Origin of the sequence: Xenorhabdus sp. PB61.4 (assembly GCF_963894935.1) — a bacterium.
Classification (GTDB): Bacteria; Pseudomonadota; Gammaproteobacteria; order Enterobacterales; family Enterobacteriaceae; genus Xenorhabdus; species Xenorhabdus stockiae.
In genome coordinates, this window is record NZ_CAWQJR010000212.1 from 1 (window position 1) to 20,330 (window position 20,330).

At 43.6% G+C, this 20,330-nt stretch carries 19 protein-coding genes and 1 pseudogene; 16 read left to right on the top strand and 4 right to left on the bottom strand.

From position 1 onward, the window contains the following. Nucleotides 1–203 precede the first annotated feature (203 nt). The 10 genes from AACX68_RS18605 to truD all read left to right on the top strand — a co-directional run bounded on the left by AACX68_RS18605 (nucleotide 204) and on the right by truD (nucleotide 9,575). Nucleotides 204–638: a hypothetical protein gene (locus AACX68_RS18605; protein WP_228860094.1), complete on the top strand. Its 435-nt coding sequence runs from the start codon at nucleotides 204–206 to the stop codon at nucleotides 636–638. Nucleotides 639–717: 79 nt separating this feature from the next. Further along, the gene (locus tag AACX68_RS18610) at nucleotides 718–1,560 is read left to right on the top strand and encodes a hypothetical protein (protein WP_228860095.1); all 843 of its coding nucleotides are present in this window, start codon (nucleotides 718–720) and stop codon (nucleotides 1,558–1,560) included. A 584-nt stretch (nucleotides 1,561–2,144) separates the two neighbouring features. Continuing rightward, nucleotides 2,145–3,608: a siroheme synthase CysG gene (gene cysG / locus AACX68_RS18615; protein ID WP_228860106.1), complete on the top strand. Its 1,464-nt coding sequence runs from the start codon at nucleotides 2,145–2,147 to the stop codon at nucleotides 3,606–3,608. A gap of 25 nt (nucleotides 3,609–3,633) precedes the next feature. Then, nucleotides 3,634–4,560 (top strand): sulfate adenylyltransferase subunit CysD, encoded by a 927-nt coding sequence (gene cysD, locus AACX68_RS18620; protein WP_339389383.1) that lies wholly within the window; start codon nucleotides 3,634–3,636, stop codon nucleotides 4,558–4,560. A gap of 34 nt (nucleotides 4,561–4,594) precedes the next feature. Further along, nucleotides 4,595–6,037 carry a sulfate adenylyltransferase subunit CysN gene (cysN, locus tag AACX68_RS18625; protein ID WP_228860097.1) on the top strand — a complete coding sequence of 481 codons (1,443 nt, stop codon included), beginning with the start codon at nucleotides 4,595–4,597 and terminating at the stop codon, nucleotides 6,035–6,037. Continuing rightward, nucleotides 6,038–6,682, top strand: coding sequence for an adenylyl-sulfate kinase (gene cysC / locus AACX68_RS18630; protein WP_228860098.1), 645 nt, complete (start codon nucleotides 6,038–6,040; stop codon nucleotides 6,680–6,682). A 192-nt stretch (nucleotides 6,683–6,874) separates the two neighbouring features. After that, on the top strand, nucleotides 6,875–7,195 hold the full coding sequence (gene ftsB, locus AACX68_RS18635; RefSeq protein ID WP_228860099.1) for a cell division protein FtsB: 321 nt from the start codon (nucleotides 6,875–6,877) through the stop codon (nucleotides 7,193–7,195). A gap of 72 nt (nucleotides 7,196–7,267) precedes the next feature. Next, entirely contained in the window at nucleotides 7,268–8,053 is a 786-nt protein-coding gene (gene ispD / locus AACX68_RS18640; RefSeq protein WP_228860100.1) for a 2-C-methyl-D-erythritol 4-phosphate cytidylyltransferase, read from the top strand. After that, nucleotides 8,050–8,523, top strand: coding sequence for a 2-C-methyl-D-erythritol 2,4-cyclodiphosphate synthase (gene ispF / locus AACX68_RS18645; RefSeq protein ID WP_086955344.1), 474 nt, complete (start codon nucleotides 8,050–8,052; stop codon nucleotides 8,521–8,523). The genes ispD and ispF overlap by 4 nt, the downstream gene beginning before the upstream one ends. 2 nt (nucleotides 8,524–8,525) lie before the next feature. Then, nucleotides 8,526–9,575 (top strand): tRNA pseudouridine(13) synthase TruD, encoded by a 1,050-nt coding sequence (gene truD / locus AACX68_RS18650; protein ID WP_228860101.1) that lies wholly within the window; start codon nucleotides 8,526–8,528, stop codon nucleotides 9,573–9,575. A gap of 83 nt (nucleotides 9,576–9,658) precedes the next feature. Here the strand turns inward: truD and AACX68_RS18655 are convergent, their stop codons facing one another. After that, entirely contained in the window at nucleotides 9,659–10,402 is a 744-nt protein-coding gene (locus AACX68_RS18655; RefSeq protein ID WP_228860102.1) for an SDR family NAD(P)-dependent oxidoreductase, read from the bottom strand. Between the two features lie 517 nt (nucleotides 10,403–10,919). Between AACX68_RS18655 and AACX68_RS18660 the strand changes: the two genes are divergently transcribed. From AACX68_RS18660 to rpoS, 5 genes are all read left to right on the top strand, one after another. After that, nucleotides 10,920–11,336, top strand: coding sequence for an AAA family ATPase (locus AACX68_RS18660; protein WP_339389382.1), 417 nt, complete (start codon nucleotides 10,920–10,922; stop codon nucleotides 11,334–11,336). 275 nt (nucleotides 11,337–11,611) lie between these two features. Further along, complete coding sequence (surE, locus tag AACX68_RS18665; RefSeq protein ID WP_228860103.1) at nucleotides 11,612–12,376, top strand: 5'/3'-nucleotidase SurE; 765 nt, start codon at nucleotides 11,612–11,614, stop codon at nucleotides 12,374–12,376. After that, nucleotides 12,370–12,996: a protein-L-isoaspartate(D-aspartate) O-methyltransferase gene (locus tag AACX68_RS18670; protein ID WP_099122814.1), complete on the top strand. Its 627-nt coding sequence runs from the start codon at nucleotides 12,370–12,372 to the stop codon at nucleotides 12,994–12,996. Before surE ends, AACX68_RS18670 begins: the two co-directional genes overlap by 7 nt. A gap of 155 nt (nucleotides 12,997–13,151) precedes the next feature. Then, the gene (gene nlpD, locus AACX68_RS18675) at nucleotides 13,152–14,219 is read left to right on the top strand and encodes a murein hydrolase activator NlpD (RefSeq protein WP_228860104.1); all 1,068 of its coding nucleotides are present in this window, start codon (nucleotides 13,152–13,154) and stop codon (nucleotides 14,217–14,219) included. Between the two features lie 53 nt (nucleotides 14,220–14,272). Further along, a complete protein-coding gene (rpoS, locus tag AACX68_RS18680; RefSeq protein ID WP_099111078.1) occupies nucleotides 14,273–15,268 on the top strand; it encodes an RNA polymerase sigma factor RpoS in 996 nt (331 codons plus the stop codon). Nucleotides 15,269–15,348: 80 nt separating this feature from the next. Here the strand turns inward: rpoS and miaE are convergent, their stop codons facing one another. After that, nucleotides 15,349–16,143 (bottom strand): tRNA isopentenyl-2-thiomethyl-A-37 hydroxylase MiaE, encoded by a 795-nt coding sequence (gene miaE / locus AACX68_RS18685; protein WP_228860107.1) that lies wholly within the window; start codon nucleotides 16,141–16,143, stop codon nucleotides 15,349–15,351. An 18-nt stretch (nucleotides 16,144–16,161) separates the two neighbouring features. Next, the gene (mutS, locus tag AACX68_RS18690) at nucleotides 16,162–18,723 is read right to left on the bottom strand and encodes a DNA mismatch repair protein MutS (RefSeq protein ID WP_228860108.1); all 2,562 of its coding nucleotides are present in this window, start codon (nucleotides 18,721–18,723) and stop codon (nucleotides 16,162–16,164) included. A 650-nt stretch (nucleotides 18,724–19,373) separates the two neighbouring features. Between mutS and AACX68_RS18695 the strand changes: the two genes are divergently transcribed. Next, on the top strand, nucleotides 19,374–20,222 hold the full coding sequence (locus tag AACX68_RS18695; RefSeq protein ID WP_228860105.1) for a TonB-dependent receptor plug domain-containing protein: 849 nt from the start codon (nucleotides 19,374–19,376) through the stop codon (nucleotides 20,220–20,222). A gap of 12 nt (nucleotides 20,223–20,234) precedes the next feature. Here AACX68_RS18695 and AACX68_RS18700 read toward each other — a convergent pair. Further along, nucleotides 20,235–20,330: pseudogene (locus AACX68_RS18700) on the bottom strand (IS982 family transposase); the annotation flags it as partial.

A 20,330-nucleotide genomic window follows, 5' to 3' on the forward strand; every position in this document is an offset into this window, starting at 1 on the left:
AGCCACCTCCGTTAATAGATTGAATGGTAAGTAATAAAAATTAGCAATCCATAAATTTAATAAATGAGAATATGATCAAGAAAAAATTTAATGAAATAGATTATTCTATTATTTTCAATAAATAATGGATAATGCATACAGACTCACTAAATTTTAATCGACAACATGAAAAGTGTAGCCTTAAGATAAATATTTGGAATAATATGAATAAAAATATTGATATTGGATATGTTAAATTATTATGGTTATATATACTATGCCAATTTCTAATTGGATGTGATAACTCCAATGCGAATTTTGATAATAGTGAACCATCTGAAGCTCAGATAATTAAGGGCATACAAAACCACTTTGATTTGAATGCAATTGACAACAGAGTTCAAGAAATGCAACTTTTTTTGAATTCAGTAAAAAAATTAGATGATTGTGAATGGCTTGAAACAGAAGCTACTAAAATACGTTGTCCTGTAGACATAATTGTTAGTATGCAACTCAGCTCCAGAACCATCTCAAGACAATTTAAAATTAGACATAAAGTGCATCTTAGAGAAGATAATGGAAAATTAATTGTGGATGAAAAATTAAAAACAAAAATACGTCAAATGATAATCACTAATGGAGTTAATGCTAAGATGTAAACATATGTAAGATAATTGGTCTAATATATAATTTGCTTTTATGACAATTGATAAAAATAATGTTAAGGAAATGATGATTATGGAATCGATTAATTTATTTGGTCTATTTTTACTATGTATAGTTTTAATTGGTTGTGATAATACCAATACCAATACCAATATTCATTTTGCCGATGATGGTCCATCGGAAAGCCAAATATATGATGCTATTCAGGCTAGATTGAGTGAATCTGAACCAAATAAGCCTATTCAAGAAGGGCCATTCTCTGTGGAGAGTGTAAAAAAAGTGGGAAATTGTAAACTATCTAAGGATGAACCCACCAAGATGCGTTGCCCTGTTGAGATGACCTTCAATAATGATCATGGGCTAAATTCAGGGTCCAAACAAGGCTCATTTAAACGATTTAATTCTACTTTTAATTTTAAGGAGCAGATTGTTAACCTAAAAATGTATATTTGGCAGGAAAATGGGAATTGGGTTGCGGATGATCAATTAAGATCACGAATACAAGCAGATACTTTGCTTAGCAAGGCTGGTGTTCGGGTTAGATACGCGGAAGATGTGGAACCTAATATCAGTACTCATTTTGATGATGGTGGTCCATCGGAAAGTCAGATATATAATGCTATCCAAGATCTTTATGATAAAACTGAATCAGATGGTGAAACTGAGAAAGAAGCATTTTTTTTGGAATCAGTAAAGAAAATAGGAAATTGTACACTCGTTGCGACTGAGCCGACTAAGATGAATTGTCCAGTGGATGTCACCGCAGGATGGCAAGGCGGAGCAAATTCTATTCCTCAAAAGTATACGTTTAATCAATATATATCTATCTGGCAGGAAAATGGGAATTGGGTTGTAGATAACAGAGTAAAATCAAGAATACAGTTGGTGATGCTTTTCAGTATCAGGAAAGGTTAGTGTCGGAATATTGCTACTAATTTCGTGAGGGTACTTGATGAACAAATAAAAATATTAAGATTGAATTATTCATTATTAAATCGATAGCTAAAAATTTTCCTGTAAATCCTCGTCCAATGTGGCGGGGTATAAAAGGGAGCTAATTAGGTGATAAATTGGTTAAATCAACGATTATTGTCTGTAAAATGGGAGCTCGCAAAATAAAGAACAAGCTTTCCCACTGAATATTTCGCAAGTTGTGGTTTTATAACCCATTAAAAAACCTACCTTATACGATTCAGGAACTAATAATTACTTTTTGACATTTCATAACATTATCACAGCCACATATATTCATCCCTTATACACTTCGTCTTTCAAGTTGCCTCTTTGTTGGCTGCGCTCGTTCACCCCGGTCACATAGTTAGCTATGCTCACGGGGATTACTGAGAGGCTCCTGCCTCTCACCGGAGGCCAGCCTTTGGCTGGTGGCTGGGCAAATTCGTTCCCGACGAATTTGTCACTCTCTTGCCGCCGCGACGCATCTTGAAATCCATTGTGTATCGATAATTATTAATAAATTAAACTCTGGATGGCCTGTCATTGTGGATTACTTACCCTTATTTGTTGAGCTGAAATCGCGTGCTGTTTTGCTGGTGGGAGGTGGCGAAGTGGCTTCCCGCAAGGCCAGCCTGTTATTGCGAGCTGGTGCGGCATTAACAGTCGTGGCTCCTGAATTACACTCAGAATTGCAACAACGCCATCAAAAAGGGGATTTTGAGTGGCGACAGGGTACATTCCGTACGGATTATCTTGATGGTGTATTTCTGGTGCTTGCAGCGACTGACGATCATGATTTAAACCAGTCTATTTTTACTGAAGCTAATCGCCGCGCTATTTTGGTTAATGTGGTAGATGATCAGTCACTGTGCTCAGCTATTTTCCCCTCAATTATTGATCGTTCTCCGGTTATGGTGGCGATCTCATCTGCCGGAAAATCCCCGGTATTAACACGATTGCTGCGAGAAAAGCTGGAATCGTTGTTGCCTTTTCATCTTGGTGCGATGGCAGAAATCGCCGGTCGTTGGCGTGGGAAGGTAAAACAGAGCCTGAACTCCCTGCGCCAGCGTCGTTATTTCTGGGAGAAAGCTTTTAACGGGCGTTTTGCCACGCTAGTTGCTAATGGGCAGTTACAACAGGCTGAGGAGCAACTGGCTCAACAGATTGCTGATGAACAACAAAAGCAAACAAGTAAGAAAGGTGAGTTGGTATTAGTCGGAGCAGGTCCCGGTGATCCGGGTTTGTTGACGTTAAAAGGGTTACAGGTGATCCAGCAGGCTGATGTGGTGCTTTATGATCATCTGGTCAGCGATGAAATACTCGAATTAGTGCGCCGTGATGCCGACAAAATCTGTGTAGGCAAGAGGGCAGGCAGCCATTCTGTTGCGCAGGAAGAAACAAACACTCTGATCGTCAAACTGGCAAATCAGGGGAAAAAAGTGGTTCGTCTGAAAGGCGGAGATCCCTTTATTTTTGGTCGCGGCGGAGAGGAATTACAGGTTGCCGAATCCGCGGGTATTCCTTTTCAGGTTGTACCCGGCATAACTGCCGCTGTTGGTGCTTCGGCTTATGCGGGGATTCCTCTGACACACAGGGAACACTCCCAAAGTGTCACGTTTATTACCGGGCATTGTCGCGAAAATGGCAATGAACTGGACTGGCCCGCACTGGCACGGGGTAATCAGACACTGGCAATTTATATGGGGATCATCAAGTCAGCCCTGATAAGCCAGAAACTCATTTCACACGGGCGGGATGCCAGTACACCGGTTGCTGTCATTGGCTGTGGAACCCGCTCTGAGCAGCAGGTATTGACCGGTACGTTGTCTGAACTGGAGCAGTTGGCACAGGAAGCGCCATCGCCAGCGTTGCTGGTGGTGGGAGAGGTTGCTCAGCTTCACCATCAATTAGCCTGGTTTGGGCTGAAATCGGTTGATCATCAAAATCTGGCAGAACACACAGAATCTACTGAGCCGGCAAATCGCCCTGCTGTTGTTGATTTAGCCTAAAGAACTATTTATTTATGGAAGAACTATTAATGGGGGAGCATTAATGGACAACAAAAGACTGACTCATTTGCAGCAACTTGAAGCAGAAAGTATTCATATTATTCGTGAAGTTGCTGCCGAATTTGCTAATCCGGTAATGCTTTACTCCATTGGTAAAGATTCTTCTGTGATGCTGCATCTTGCACGTAAAGCATTTTATCCGGGAAAGTTGCCTTTTCCGCTGCTGCATGTCGATACCGGCTGGAAATTCCGGGAAATGTATGAATTTCGCGATAAAACCGCAGAGAAATACGGTTTTGAATTGCTGGTCTATCGTAATCCGCAGGGGGAAGAACTGGGTATTAACCCTTTTATTCACGGTAGTGCCAAACATACTGATGTTATGAAAACGGAAGGCCTGAAGCAGGCGCTGGATAAATACGGATTCGATGCCGCATTTGGCGGTGCCCGACGTGACGAGGAGAAATCCCGTGCTAAAGAGCGGATTTATTCTTTCCGTGATCGCTCTCATCGCTGGGATCCAAAAAATCAGCGCCCGGAACTCTGGCGTAACTATAACGGCCAGATTAATAAGGGTGAAAGTATCCGAGTATTCCCTTTATCTAACTGGACTGAGCTGGATATCTGGCAGTACATCTATTTAGAGCAGATAGATATTGTTCCTCTCTACTTTGCAAAGCCCCGACCGATCGTTCAGCGCGATGGCACGCTGATTATGGTTGATGACAATCGTATCGATTTGAAAGCGGGTGAAGTTATCAGCCAGCGTAAAGTTCGTTTCCGGACACTCGGTTGCTGGCCTTTGACTGGTGCTGTGGAATCGGCAGCGGAGACACTGCCGGAAATTATCGAGGAAATGCTGATATCGACAACCAGCGAGCGGCAGGGGAGGCTGATTGATAGTGATCAGTCCGGTTCAATGGAGCTGAAAAAACGTCAGGGTTATTTTTGAGGCACAGCGTTATTTTTTTGAGGGGAGCATAAAGATGCCGGCACTCGCACATAATGAAGTCATCGCCAATCAAATCAGAGAACAGGGCGGTGTTGAATCCTATCTGAGAGCACAACAGGAAAAGGGATTACTGCGTTTTCTGACCTGCGGCAGCGTTGATGATGGTAAAAGCACGCTGATCGGTCGCTTATTACACGATACCCGTCAGATCTACGAAGATCAGCTGGCGACTTTACAAAATGACAGTAAACGGCTGGGAACTCAGGGAGAAAAGCTGGATCTGGCGCTTTTGGTTGATGGTCTTGCGGCTGAGCGGGAGCAGGGTATTACTATCGATGTTGCCTACCGTTATTTCTCCACGGAAAAACGCAAATTTATCATCGCGGATACGCCGGGGCATGAACAATATACCCGTAATATGGCAACAGGGGCATCAACCAGTGATCTCTCTATTCTTCTGATCGATGCGCGCAAAGGTGTACAGGAACAGACTCGTCGGCATAGTTTTATCAGTACGTTGCTGGGGATCCGCTATTTGGTGGTGGCAGTAAACAAAATGGATCTGGTGGAGTACCGGCAGGATATTTTCGATCGGATCAAACAGGATTATCTGGATTTTGCCAGCCAGTTGCCCACTGATCTGCACATTTATTTTGTCCCTATCTCGGCGCTGGAAGGGGACAATATCGTCAGTCACAGTGAGAAAATGCCGTGGCACAGTGGAGCAACGTTGCTGGATCTCCTTGAAACAGTAGATGTACAGAAAAATGCTTCAGAGCAGCCTCTGCGCTTTCCTGTGCAATACGTCAATCGCCCTGATCTTGATTTTCGTGGTTATAGCGGCACATTATCATCGGGAATTTTACGTCAGGGGCAAAAAATTAAAGTGATGCCATCAGGCCGGGTTTCTACGGTAGAGCGGATCGTGACTTTTGATGGTGATTTGACTTTTGCTGTACCGGGGCAGGCGATCACTATCGTCCTGAAAGATGAAATTGATATCAGCCGTGGTGATCTGCTGGTTGCGGTTGAAAGCGAAATGACGGTAGCGCGCCATGCTCTGGTGGATGTTGTCTGGATGTCAGAAAAACCGCTGATTCAGGGGCAAAGTCTGGATATCAAGGTAGCAGGTAAGAAGAGCCGGGCAAAAATTGATAATGTCCAGTATCAGGTTGATATCAATAATCTGACCCAGAAAGTCGCCGTTGAACTGCCGTTAAATGCTATTGGGCTGGTGGAGTTTTCATTTGATGAACCGTTGTTGATTGATAGTTATCAGCAAAGTGCGGATACCGGTGGCATCATTTTGATCGATCGCCTGACTAACGTTACCGTTGGTGCGGGGCTGGTGCGGGAAATTCAGACTGATGTCTATCAGGAGCCGCATGAATACAGTGAGTTTGAACTGGAATTCAACCGGTTAGTACGCCGCCATTTCCCACACTGGGGAGCACGTGATTTATTGGGAGGGAAGTAATTGGTTCAGGTCAGGGAGGATTCTCCTAATATTATTTCCCATAATGCGGTCTCGCCTAATGTCGTCTGGCATTCACATTCTGTGGGCAGACAACAGCGGGAAGCTGTGAACGGACACCTGGCTTTAGTTATCTGGTTTACCGGTTTATCCGGTTCAGGCAAATCAACACTTGCTGGGGTATTAGAACAGGCGCTGTTTTCACAGGGGATCAAAACCTACTTATTGGATGGGGATAATCTGCGTCATGGGCTGTGCAATGATTTAGGTTTTTCTGAAGCTGATAGGCAGGAGAATATCCGCCGTGTGGGAGAAGTTGCAAAACTGATGCTTGATGCCGGGCTGGTGGTATTGACGGCTTTTATTTCCCCCAATCGTGCTGAGCGACAAAAAATACGGCAATCCATGGAGCCAGAGCAATTCATTGAGGTATTTGTTGATACACCTCTGGAAATTTGCGAATCCCGTGATCCGAAAGGCTTATATAAGAAAGCACGAGCCGGAGAAATCCTGAATTTTACTGGCATTGATTCAGATTATGAGGCACCAGAACACCCAGATATTCATTTAGATGGTTCACAACCCATTGAGTTATTGGTGGAAGAATTACTTATTTCGCTAAACGAAAGAAATATTCTGACTACCTGATATCCCATTTTTGTTTTCCACTCTCTGAACTCATTTCCCGGACAAAGTAAAAACACATTATTGCGAGTCAGGTAATGTGTTTCTACACTCATGTCACTGCGTATTCTTTTGTGATCCATTTGTGATTTGTTTGTGATAGTGGCGTCATCTCCTGAGTTATGGGATGATTAGCGGGTTTTTCAGGGGGCGGAAATGGGTAAACTAACGCTACTATTACTGGTTTTACTTGGCTGGTTACAGTATTCGCTGTGGATCGGCAAAAATGGTATTCACGATTATATGCGGGTTAAGGATGAGGTTGCAAAACAAGAGAAAAACAACCTTTTTCTGAAGTCGCGTAATGACCAGCTATTTGCGGAAATTAAGGATTTGAAAGGCGGCCAGCAAGCAATTGAAGAACGAGCCCGTAATGAATTAGGTATGATTAAACCCGGTGAATCTTTTTATCGCATGGTACCGGATACAACTAAACAAAATGCACAACAGGCTTCGGGACAAAATAACGAGAAATAAAACAGTGAACAATAACTCAAATGAACTGCTCAACTCTTCACTCTCCTGCTGATATTTTTATAACTGAATTTTATGACTGAAATAGTTGCTTTAATCCCTGCTGCGGGTATCGGTAGCCGGATGAAATCGGAGTGTCCGAAACAATATCTCAGCATTGCCGAAAAAACGATTATTGAACATACACTCTCTGCACTGCTTGAACATCCTCGCATACAGCAGGCCATCGTTGTGTTACATCCCGCTGACAAACAATTTAACCAATTGCCTATCGCTTCTGATCCGCGTATTACAACAGTTATCGGTGGTGATGAACGTGCTGATTCAGTATTAGCCGGGCTGAATTATCTGGCCGGGTTGTCGCCGAAATGCCCGGATTGGGTTTTGGTTCATGATGCCGCCCGCCCCTGTTTGCATCGGAATGACCTTGATAACTTACTGAAATTGCTGGATGAAAAGTCTGCTTCTTCTGTGCTGAGTGGTGGACCGTTTGATGACGAACGGTTTTGTGGGGGATTACTGGCCGCACCGGTCAGGGACACAATGAAACGTATGATGGCCGCTGCTTCGGGAAGAACCGCTGACACAGCACTACAGGCGGTCGATCACACCGTTGATCGCAATGGTCTCTGGCATGCGTTGACTCCACAGCTATTTCCGTTGCAGTTATTACGCGATTGTCTGATGAAAGCCCTTGCCGAACAGGCCTGCATTACAGATGAATCTTCTGCGCTGGAATATTGTGGCTATCATCCAGCTCTGGTCAGCGGTCGGGCGGACAATATAAAAGTAACTCAGCCTGAAGATCTGGCTCTGGCTGAATTTTACCTATCCCGAAAATCAAAGGAACGTATCTTATGAGAATTGGTCACGGTTTTGATGTACATAAATTTGGCGGAGAAGGGCCACTGATCATTGGTGGTGTCCGCATTCCTTATGAACAGGGGCTGATTGCACACTCAGATGGTGATGTTGCCTTACATGCTGCAACAGATGCTTTGCTGGGAGCGGCAGCATTGGGTGATATCGGCAAACTATTCCCGGATACTGACCCGGCTTTTAAGGGCGCAGATAGTCGTGAGTTGCTGAAAGAGGCTTATCGCCGCATTCGTGAAAAAGGTTATCGGATAGGTAATCTTGATATCACCATTATTGCTCAGGCACCTAAAATGTTACCTCATATTCCCCAGATGCGTGTCAATCTGGCAGAAGATCTTGAGTGCCATATGGATGATATTAATGTTAAAGCGACAACGACTGAAAAATTGGGATTTGTAGGCCGTAAAGAAGGTATTGCCTGTGAAGCGGTAGCTTTGCTGGTGAAGGAATAAGCATGATATTGAGTGAATTACACTGGCTTTATGGGCGTCCGGAAGCCACTGGTGTTGTTAAATCGTTCCCGGAAGATTTTATTGTGCGGGAAGACTTAGGTTTTTCTCCTGATGGAGAAGGTGAGCACTTAATGGTGCATATCCGCAAGACAGGGTGTAACACGCAGTTTGTTGCTGATAACCTTGCCCGTTTTGCCAAAATACCGGCACGTTCTGTCAGTTATGCGGGCTTAAAAGATCGTAATGCGGTGACAGAACAGTGGTTCTGTTTGCATCTGCCGGGAAAACAGGATCCTGATCTGGCTGCATTTCAGCTTGAAGGATGTGAAATACTGGCTACCGCTCGCCAGAAACGCAAACTGCGCATTGGTACGCTAAAAGGCAATGATTTTACACTGGTATTGAGAGACGTTTCTGATCGTCAGGTAGTAGAAAAACGTTTAGAGCAGATAGCTCAGACAGGCATCCCTAATTATTTTGGTGAACAGCGTTTTGGGCGTGATGGGCAGAATCTGGTTCAGGCGCAGCGCTGGGCAACAAATGAAATACAGGTTAAAGAGCGTAATCGCCGTAGTTTTTACCTTTCTGCCAGCCGTAGCGCTATGTTTAACGTAATTACCAGTATACGTATCGGACGAGGCGAACATCAGCAAGTACAAAATGGCGACGCATTGCAGTTAACGGGGCGTGGCAGCTGGTTTGTGGCGGATGAATCTGAACTGGCTGTGTTACAGCAGCGGGTTATGGACGGTGAATTACAGATTACGGCGCCATTACCGGGTGATAAAGCATTGGGAACGCTACATCAGGCTCTGGATTTTGAACAGCAATGTTTACAGGATTACGAATCTCTTTGGGGATTGGTGAAACGTGAACGTGTCGATAGTGCTCGTAGAGCGATGTTAGTAAAACCACTTAATCTGCACTGGGAATGGCTGGATGACCAAACGGTTACTCTTCATTTTTCTTTGCCATCGGGTAGCTTTGCTACCAGTGTTATCAGAGAGCTGATTAATCAGAAGCAAAACAATATGGCTGATATTTCTGAGTAATGATTTTCGCCTGAGTATTACTTTAGATATTTCAAGTTGCAGCTTTGTCAGTAAGCTGCAACTTGAAAGTCGATGGAAGAGTACTACTGTGCGGTATATCCACCATCGACAAGTAATGTCGTGCCGGTAATAAATGATGCATCATCACTTGCTAAGAATAATACTGCTTTCGCCACCTCTTCTGGTTTTCCTAAACGTCCCAGTGGATGAAGAGAAATAAGCTGCTCTTTTAGTTCTTCGGGGATCTGGCCTAATAGCGGAGTGTTGATATAGCCGGGGCAGACTGTATTCACCCTGATATTATTTTTGGCATAGTCAATCGCTAAAGTCTGGCTTAATAACTTTACACCGCCTTTAGAGGCTGTATAAGCTGTAATGGCTTCCCGGCTGACAAAGCTATGGATCGAACCACAGTTGACGATCACCCCGCCTGATTCTTGTTTAAGCATTTCATGGATAACAAACTTATCGCACAGAAAAACCCCGGTCAGATTTACATCGATAGTTTTCTGCCAGTTAGCAACCGTCAGTTTATCTGCACTGTTATCGGCGGCTATCCCTGCATTGGCAAATAAAACATCGATACGTTTAAATTTTTCAACTGTTTTCGAGACCATATACTTAATGCTCTCTTCGCTTGTGACGTCAGTTTTAATAAAAATACTTTCATTGCCTTTTGTATTAAGTTCCTCGGCAACTTTTTTCCCATGATCTGAGAAATCGGCAATCACAACATGAGCACCTTCGGCAGCAAATGCTTTTGCCGTTGCTTCACCAATTCCACTTGCTCCGCCTGTAATAATCACCACGCTATTTTGGAATCTCATATAAGCCTCTGTTATTTCTATTTAATGTAGATAATAACTCTAAAGTGGTATTAACTATTCTAGGACAATATAATTACGTTAGTGAAAATTATTTTCAGAGATAATATGGATATTATTTTTACTAGAGGATTGCTTAAATTATCTGAAAGTTGATCTGGTTATTGCAATTGAAGTTTTCTATATTAATTTTGGGGGTGTATTTCACATAATTAATTGAAATTTGTGAGCTGTATTATTATTTCACACTCAACGGAATAAAGTGGATTTTGTCTAATCTAGTTAGTGTTGGTCTCAAATGAAAATGCTCTTGTGAGTTAATAAATTTTATATTGCACTGATTAATGGAAGATAATTTAATGTATTCATCAAAAATATCCTTATCGGAAAATACTCTTTGCCAAGATAAATCTATTTCTCAGGAAAAAACGACTCAGCAGCAAAAAGCAGTTTTTCACATATTATGTGGAAAAATTGCTTCGGGAAAATCGACCCTACTGCAAAGTTATCTCAGCAACCAATGACAATTGTTATGAATGAAGATTATTGGCTATCAACACTTTATGGTAGTGAAATAAAAACTGTGGCCGATTATGTGTGCTATTCGGAAAAGCTCAGAAATGCGATGGAGCCCCATTTAATCTCTTTATTGAATGCCGGGATTTCTGTCATTCTTGATTTTCCTGCTAACACGATTGAAAACCGGAAATGGATGAAGAAAATCATTGAGGCAACAGAGGTCGAGAGCTACCTTCATTTTCTTGATGTGCCTGATAGTGTTTGTCTGGCTCGCCTACATCTGCGCAATCAGTCTGGCGAGCACCAATTTTCGGTGACAGACGAGCAATTTGCGGCCATCACCCGCGCTTTTGTCGCTCCTCAGGAAGAGGAAGGGTTTAATATTGTGCTACATGGTAATAAAGAGATAAATCTCTGAACAAAAGTGAGTGCAACCAACAAAGGTACAACTTAAAAGATGCTGAGTATAAGTATGCTCTTATTTAAGTAAACGGGATGCAAAGCGCTCTACAAAACTGCTTGCGTCATGCTAAGATCAAACGATTTTCTGACAAACCCTGATGCTGTTTAAGCAGAGATCTTTAAGACGCAAGCAGAATAGTACATAGGGAAAGTTACTGTATTAATCTATGTTTTAACAAATACCATGTTTCAACATTTGCCATTTTTTAAGTAAATTTAAGAGATATTTTAATGCTTCGGATATTGCTGAGTAATGATGATGGTGTTACCGCCCCGGGTATTCAAACGTTAGCGGCCAAATTGCGGGAACAGTATCACGTGCAGGTTGTAGCACCTGATCGTAATCGTAGTGGTGCATCGAATGCTTTAACTCTGGATCGTCCTTTGCGTATCAGCAGACTGAATAATGGTGATGTTGCAGTTCAGGAAGGTACTCCGACCGATTGTGTTTATCTGGGCGTCAATAAATTAGTCCGTCCACGGCCTGATATCGTTGTTTCAGGCATCAATTGTGGCCCTAATCTGGGGGATGATGTGATTTACTCCGGAACTGTGGCTGCTGCGATGGAAGGGCGTCATCTGGGGTTACCCGCTCTGGCTGTGTCACTGGATGGTGACAAACATTACGAAACAGCGGCGGAAGTCACTGTTCGCTTATTGAATATGTTACAGAAATCGCCATTGAGAGCCGGTAATATTCTGAATATTAATGTCCCTGATGTGCCTATTGAACAAATCAAAGGGTTCAAGGTGACACGGTGTGGCTGTCGAAGTGCAGCGGAAGAAGTTTATTCTTTGGAAGACCCTAAAGGCAATATGCTCTACTGGATAGGGCCACCGGGAGCAAAACACGATGCTGGCCCGGAAACCGATTTTGCTGCGGTAGAAGAAGGGTTTGTTTCCATTACTCCTTTGCAGGTAGATTTGACAGCCTATAAAGCACAGGAACTGGTAACTGATTGGCTGTTGAAAGCCGGGGATGTCGGAGAATGTTAAGTCGGTTAATGAAAAATTTGCTGACGCAGCTACACCAGCAGGGTATTCATAATGAACACCTGCTGGAAGTGATATCCAAAGTACCCAGAGAATGTTTTGTCGATGAAGCTCTGGCACATAAGGCATATGAGAATACAGCATTGCCCATCGGACACGGGCAGACTATATCTCAGCCATATATCGTTGCCCGCATGACTGAATTACTGGATTTAACGCCTGAATCTAAAGTACTGGAGATTGGGACGGGGTCTGGTTATCAGACTGCGATACTTGCTCATTTAGCCGGGCATGTTTTTTCTGTAGAACGGATTAAGGGATTGCAGTGGCAGGCTAAACGCAGGTTAAAGCAACTCGATTTACATAATATCTCAACCCGCCATGGAGATGGCTGGAATGGGTGGCCGTCAAAGGGGCCATTTCATGCCATCATCGTCACAGCAGCACCTCCAGAAATACCACAGGCATTGTTACATCAGCTGGCAGATGGCGGCGTGATGGTATTGCCTGTTGGTGAAAGCTCTCAGTCGCTGAAAGTGGTACATCGCTATGGGAACGATTTTCATAGTGAAGTGATCGAATCTGTTCGTTTCGTACCTCTTATCCAAGGCGAACTGGCATAATCTGCTGATTTATTTTTTTACCGCTATTTTTAAATTAGCAGCTATTTTTTTGAGATAAAAAAAAAGTATTTTGCCTTAAATATTTTTATGAATCTTAATTTCTTTATAAATCATAATGCTTGTCGCTTATATTTGCCTTTATGGGGGAATAAGGTATGAAAGTAGGAAACTTAATGAAAAAAATACAGTGGATAATAATCTATACAATTGCAGGCACAATACTGGCTGGTTGTAGTAATACACCAAATCGTCCTGCCCCAATAGTGAGTGTGGATAATCAGGAAAAAAATAGAATAATATCCTCCCGCCCCTCATCGATTTCGACTCCAATGCTATCGTCTCCCCCGGTAATCTCCAAAAACAGCGAAATAGGCAAATATTCCACAAATAGTAAATATCCGGCAAATAATGCTGGAAATAATAATTTACAGGATGGAAAAATCGTCTATAACCGAAATTATGGGAGCATTCCGAAAGGGAGCTATAACGGTAAAACTTACACAGTTAAACATGGGGATACTTTATTTTACATTGCCTGGATTACAGGTAAGGATTTTCGTGAACTATCTCACATAAATGGCATTTCAGAACCTTATGGCTTAAATGTTGGCCAAGTCCTGAGAATTGGCAATGTAAACTCCAGGAACGGTGTATTAATAGCATCAAATAGCACACAATCTAAAATTGAGCAGGTTGATTTTCAAAAAGGTAATGCGTATCCTGCAAATAATGACAGGCATAATTCGCAAAAAATGTTGCCAAGAGAAACGATTTCTGATAGTGACGATGCCCCTTCGAAAGGATCGTCTGCAACAGATTTAAATGCGAGTAAGGCTATCACGAGTAAGACTATCAATAGTTGGAGATGGCCTGCTGAAGGAAAAGTTCTCGAAAGTTTTTCAGATTCTCAGGGTGGGAATAAGGGCATTGACATTGCGGGTAATCGTGGCCAACCCGTCTTTGCAACCGCCAGTGGGAAAGTTGTTTACGCCGGAAATGCATTACGTGGATATGGAAATCTAATAATAATAAAACATGATGATGACTACCTGAGTGCTTATGCTCATAACGATACTATGCTGGTGCGAGAGCAGCAGGATGTACAGGCAGGGCAGAAAATAGCAACTATGGGTAGCACCGGAACCAGTTCAGTAAGATTGCATTTTGAGATTCGTTACAAGGGAAAATCCGTAAACCCGCTGCGTTATCTTCCGCAGCGATAAACCAGGGCAGGAATCTGAACTCCTGTCCGCATTATCATGGGTAGGAGCAGCTGATGAGCCAAAGTACGCTTAAAGTTAATGAGTTGTATGAAGAGGCGGATTTAGACGAAAATGGCACGGAAGCCGATGACTTTGATGAAGCGTTGCTGAAAGACGAGGATGATTTAACCAGTTTTGATGAAGACTTGGAATTGTTGCAAGGAGTTAACCAACGGGTTCTTGATGCAACCCAGCTTTATCTCGGAGAAATTGGTTTTTCTCCTTTGTTGACAGCAGAGGAAGAAGTTCTTTTCGCTAGACGGGCATTGCGGGGAGATATTGCTGCGCGCCAACGCATGATTGAAAGCAACTTGCGGCTGGTAGTCAAAATATCCCGAAGGTATAGCAACCGAGGATTGGCGCTTTTGGATTTAATTGAAGAAGGCAACCTTGGTCTTATTCGAGCAGTAGAAAAATTCGATCCTGAAAGAGGTTTTCGATTTTCTACTTATGCCACATGGTGGATCCGTCAGACAATTGAACGGGCGATTATGAATCAAACTCGTACGATCCGTTTGCCCATTCATATCGTTAAAGAGCTGAATGTTTATTTACGTACTGCAAGAGAGTTAGCTCATAAATTAGATCATGAGCCAAGTGTCGAAGAAATTGCTGAAAAACTGGATAAACCAGTTGATGATGTAAGCCGTATGATGCGGCTTAATGAACGCATTACTTCAGTCGACACTCCGATTAGCGGGGATTCAGATAAAGCGCTGTTGGATATTTTATCTGATGAAAACGATTCTGGGCCAGAAACAACCATCCAAGATGATGATATGAAGCAAAGTATTGTCAAATGGTTGTTTGAACTCAACGCAAAACAACGTGAAGTTCTGGCTCGTCGTTTTGGCTTGCTTGGTTACGAAGCGGAAACTTTAGAGGATGTAGGACGAGAAATTGGATTAACCAGGGAAAGAGTTCGTCAGATTCAAGTTGAAGGGTTGCGCCGTCTCAGAGACATTCTGCATACCCAAGGATTGAATATCGAATCCTTATTCCGTACTTAGAATTTTACACCTGAGATAAAGGGATAATTAAATTAAAAGGTGGGCTTTATTATCCCACCTTTTAATTTATCGGCATGCTTTTAATTTACAGGTATACCACTATGGAATTTAAAATCAGAATCGGGTGACTGAATAAGTTCAGCTTCTATTTGACCAAAATATTTCACTCTTTCTGTAATATCATTTTTAGATATAGATTGAGCCAGTGTTAAATAATCCTGATAATGGCGTGCTTCTGAACGCAGCAGGGAAATATAAAATTTACCCAATTCCTCGTCGAGATAAGGCGCTAATTTAGCGAAACGTTCGCAAGAACGTGCCTCAATATATGCCCCAATAATTAATTTATCCACCAGAGTATAAGGCTCATGATTAGTAATATGCTGAAACAACGATCGAGCATAACGGCTGGCGCTGATGCTGTCATAGCTTATTCCTCTGGATTCCATAATCTCCAGTACCTGATAAAAATGATGTAGTTCTTCTTTTATCAGCAACACCATTTTATCAATTAACGACTGGCTGTAAGGGGACTTTTCCCGTGCAGTAATTTGTTTCGTAATTTGGCTTTTGCCCTTTAACGAATGGATGCTGCCGATTTTTTTATAGGCAAAATCTTCATAGGGCTGAAACCATGCCAGCAAGGCATCCGCGCTCGCCGGATCAACAGCATATTTTCGGATCAGGAACATTGCGCTCTGTGCTGCTTTTAGTTCACATAAAAGATGATCACGCAGCAAAACCGGAAGGTTCTCCGGCTGCCTTGCTTTCTCCACCCATTGATCCGGGGTTTCACACTGTAAAAATTGATAAATGGGTTCTAACAGGCTGGTATCACCTTTTATGGACAAGCCTGTTGTTCTGATCCCTGTCATCTGTAAATCAGTCATGCTTTACACCATGTCTTTTAAACGATAAATCCATTCCAGTGCCTGACGTGGCGTCAGGGAGTCCGGATTCAGGTTTTCCAGTGCTTCTACTGCCGGGGAGGTTTCTTCCGCCAGTAGTGTCAGTTGTGGTGTGTCGACATGACCGGCTGTGGCATTGTTGGAGAGTGATTCCAGCTCTTTTAGTTTCTGGCGTGCCCGTTTGATAACATCACGGGGAACACCGGCCAGTGAAGCAACGGCCAGCCCGTAGCTCTTGCTGGCGGCACCATCCTGCACATTATGCATAAAGGCGATGGTATCGCCGTGTTCAACCGCATCCAGATGAATGTTGACCACTCCTTCCAATTTTTCAGGCAATGTCGTCAATTCAAAATAGTGAGTGGCGAATAACGTCATCGCCTTAATGCGATTAGCCAGATTCTCAGCACAGGCCCACGCGAGAGAAAGGCCATCGTAAGTTGACGTACCACGACCGATTTCGTCCATCAACACCAGACTGTGTTCTGTCGCATTGTGCAGAATATTAGCCGTTTCAGTCATTTCCACCATGAAAGTCGAGCGCCCGGATGCCAAATCATCGGATGCTCCTACACGGGTAAAAATACGGTCTACAGGCCCAATCACCGCTTTTTCTGCCGGGACAAAACTACCAATATACGCCAGCAATGTAATCAAAGCGGCCTGACGCATATAAGTACTTTTCCCGCCCATATTCGGCCCGGTAATGATTAACAGGCGACGCTGTGAAGAGAGAGTTAACGGGTTAGAGATAAAGGGTTCACTGAGAACCTGCTCAACAACCGGATGACGGCCTCCCGTGATTTGGATGCCGGTTCTGTCTGTTAATGTCGGACAGGTATAATTCAGTGTTTCAGCTCGTTCGGCGAGGTTTGCCAGTACATCCAGTTCTGAAAGTGCTTCAGCGCTGGTTTGCAGGGCTGCCAGATGAGGAAGTAATAAGTCGAACAGCTCTTCATACAGGGCTTTCTCGATGGCGAGAGCCTTGCCTTTGGAAGTCAGAACCTTATCTTCATACTCTTTTAATTCAGGAATAATATAGCGTTCTGCATTTTTCAGGGTCTGGCGGCGTACATAGTGAATCGGCACAAGGTGACTTTGCCCGCGACTGACCTGAATATAGTAACCATGTACTGCATTGAAGCCGACTTTCAGGGTATCAATACCGAGTTTTTCACGTTCACGGATTTCCAGTTTGTCGAGATAATCACTGGCACCATCAGCCAATGCTCGCCATTCATCCAGTTCAGCATTATAACCGGGCGCTATGACTCCACCATCACGCACCAGAACAGGCGGGGTTTCGACTACCGCGTTTTCCAGCAGTTGCTGTAACTCGTCAAAACGACCAATACGTTGTTGTAATGCCTGAATATATTGGGAATCAGAAGAATCCATGATCTGGTGGATATCTGGCAATTGCTGGAAAGCATGGCGCATTCTTGCCAAATCACGGGGGCGGGCAGAGCGGAGAGCGAGACGGGCCAGCACACGCTCTAAATCGCCAACCTGACGCAAGAACGGTTGTAGCTCAAAGCCTATCTCCTGAAGCGCAGAAATAGCCTGCTGGCGATTTTCCAGTATATCCCGGTTGCGGATTGGGGTATGGAGCCAGCGTTTCAACATACGGCTGCCCATAGGCGTCACACACTGATCGAGCACAGAGGCAAGGGTGTTTTCAGTGCTTCCCGACAAATTCTGAGTCAATTCAAGATTGCGGCGGGTAGCAGCATCCATGATGACCGTCTCTTGCTGGCTTTCCATTGTGATATTGCGGATATGAGGCAGTGCAGTGCGCTGAGTGTCTTTGACATATTGCAGCAGACAACCTGCCGCGCGCAGTGCCTGTGGAGCCTTTTCGACCCCAAAGCCGATCAGATCACGGGTACCAAATTGCAGATTCAGCTGCTGCTTTGCTGTATCCAGTTCAAATTCCCACATAGGACGACGACGCAGGCCGTGATAGCGTTCGATCAACCCCATGTGCTCAAAGGCTTCAGGATAGAGTAATTCAGCCGGACGGGTGCGCTGGAGTTCAGCAGCAATTGTATCTTCATCAGCCATTTCAGAAACACGGAAACGACCGGAAGTGATATCCAGAGTAGCGTAGCCAAACCCCTGACTGTCATGCCAGATAGCCGCCAGAAGGTTATCCTGACGTTCTTGCAGCAAGGCTTCATCAGTGACCGTCCCCGGAGTCACAATACGTACAACTTTACGCTCAACAGGGCCTTTGCTGGTGGCCGGATCGCCAACCTGTTCACAGATTGCCGCAGATTCACCCAGTTGAACCAGTTTTGCCAGATAGTTTTCAATTGCATGATAAGGAACTCCAGCCATTGGGATTGGCTGGCCTGCGGACTGCCCACGTTTGGTCAGAGAAATATCCAGTAACTTTGCTGCCTTTTTCGCATCGTCATAGAACAACTCATAAAAATCTCCCATGCGATAAAGCAGCAAAATATCAGGGTGTTGCGCTTTCAGGCGCAGATACTGCTGCATCATGGGAGTGTGGGTGCTTACATCCTTTGCTGGAGATTCTTTCATGTTGATTTGATTCAATTTTATTGTTCCTGTTGACTCGGCTGGGCTATCGACACTCAGTCAACCCATCTAAATGACAAAACCTAAATATAATCAGCTAAGGATAGAACGCTAGTGAACCTCTGCTGGGCGAAAACACTATCTTATCACTGATAATCTGTGCGATTCATCTGTGGATTTGATGGCTGATATTAAGAGGAAGAGTCATACGGTAGGTTATCAGGATTGCGATCGGGAATGTATCGGATTTTTTGACTATTAAATAGGATTGCGAAGCGGCTCGATTTAAATCTTTTTCCCTGATGTATCGATGTTGGTTATTTTTGATTCAGTGGTAATGGAGAGATAAATTATAAAGTAATGATAATTGTTATTGTTTGCATTTGTTTTTGGCATTAATTATCATTACTGCCCTTATAAGAACGATACAAATATACCAGCAGCACACAACAAATGAGTATAACTATTATTTTCCGACCTAATCCTCCGCGTTTGGGCGGCTTTTCATTATTATTTTTATTGGATCGCTTTTACTCATCGGTTGTCTATATGTCGCTGATTCTGGTGCTCATCAGTTACTTCCTACCCCAATTAAATTCAAATTGAACTAATTATCACACTGAACTAATAGCCATAACATGGAAGCATTAAAAGTGGAATCATCAACAAACTCGTTCAGCTCCCCACTGAACCTGAGAACAGGGATTTTATTAGCACTACTGGGAAACACAGTTTTTCCATCTTACGCAGCAGACACTGATAAAACATCGAAAACCGCGCCAGAAAATCCTCATAAGCCAGAAACAGTGGTACTTAAAGAGCTTAAAGTTTCCGGATTCAGTGAAGCACAGCTAAACGCGGATTTACCTTATATGACACCCGGTTCCAGTACTCATATTTCAGCGGAGCAGGTAGAACAGCGCCGTGGTACATCCGTGGGTGATTTTCTGAAGGGAACGCCGGGTGTACTGAATAGTGAGAACCGTAACTCTGGTGCGCTGGATGTCAATATTCGTGGGATGCAGGGGCAGGGAAGAACACCGGTTATTGTTGATGGAGCTATGCAGGAGACAACGATTTACCGGGGATATTCAGGAGTTGCCGGACGCACTTATATTGATCCGGACTTGATCAGTTCAGTGGATATTGAGAAAGGCCCGAGTACAGGGGCTGACGCTAATGGCGCTATTGGCGGAGTGGTCAGGGTAAGTACGCTTAATGTGAATGATGTTGTTTTACACGGCCAGACATTCGGTGTGAGAATGACAGGTGGGTTTAATAACAACAGTACAAGGCCTCCAGAAGTGGGTACGATTGGCGGTTATCCGAGAACCCCTAATTATTTTACTAGAAAGCTTTATGAAACCTATGATGAATCTGACGGGATGGATCGGCATGGCGGACTCCGGCCAACGGGGGGAAATGGTAGTATTGCATTAGGGTTTAAAAGTGAATATCTGGATATGGTTGCTGCTTTTGCTCGCCGACAAAATGGTAACTAACCCCAATTCCGCTTAAGCTATTGCTGAAATATCTTCTTCTGAGTAGAAAATTTTCAGTGATGGCTTTTTCTCTTTAAGGCAGTAAGCAACCAATCCCGTTAAAATCGT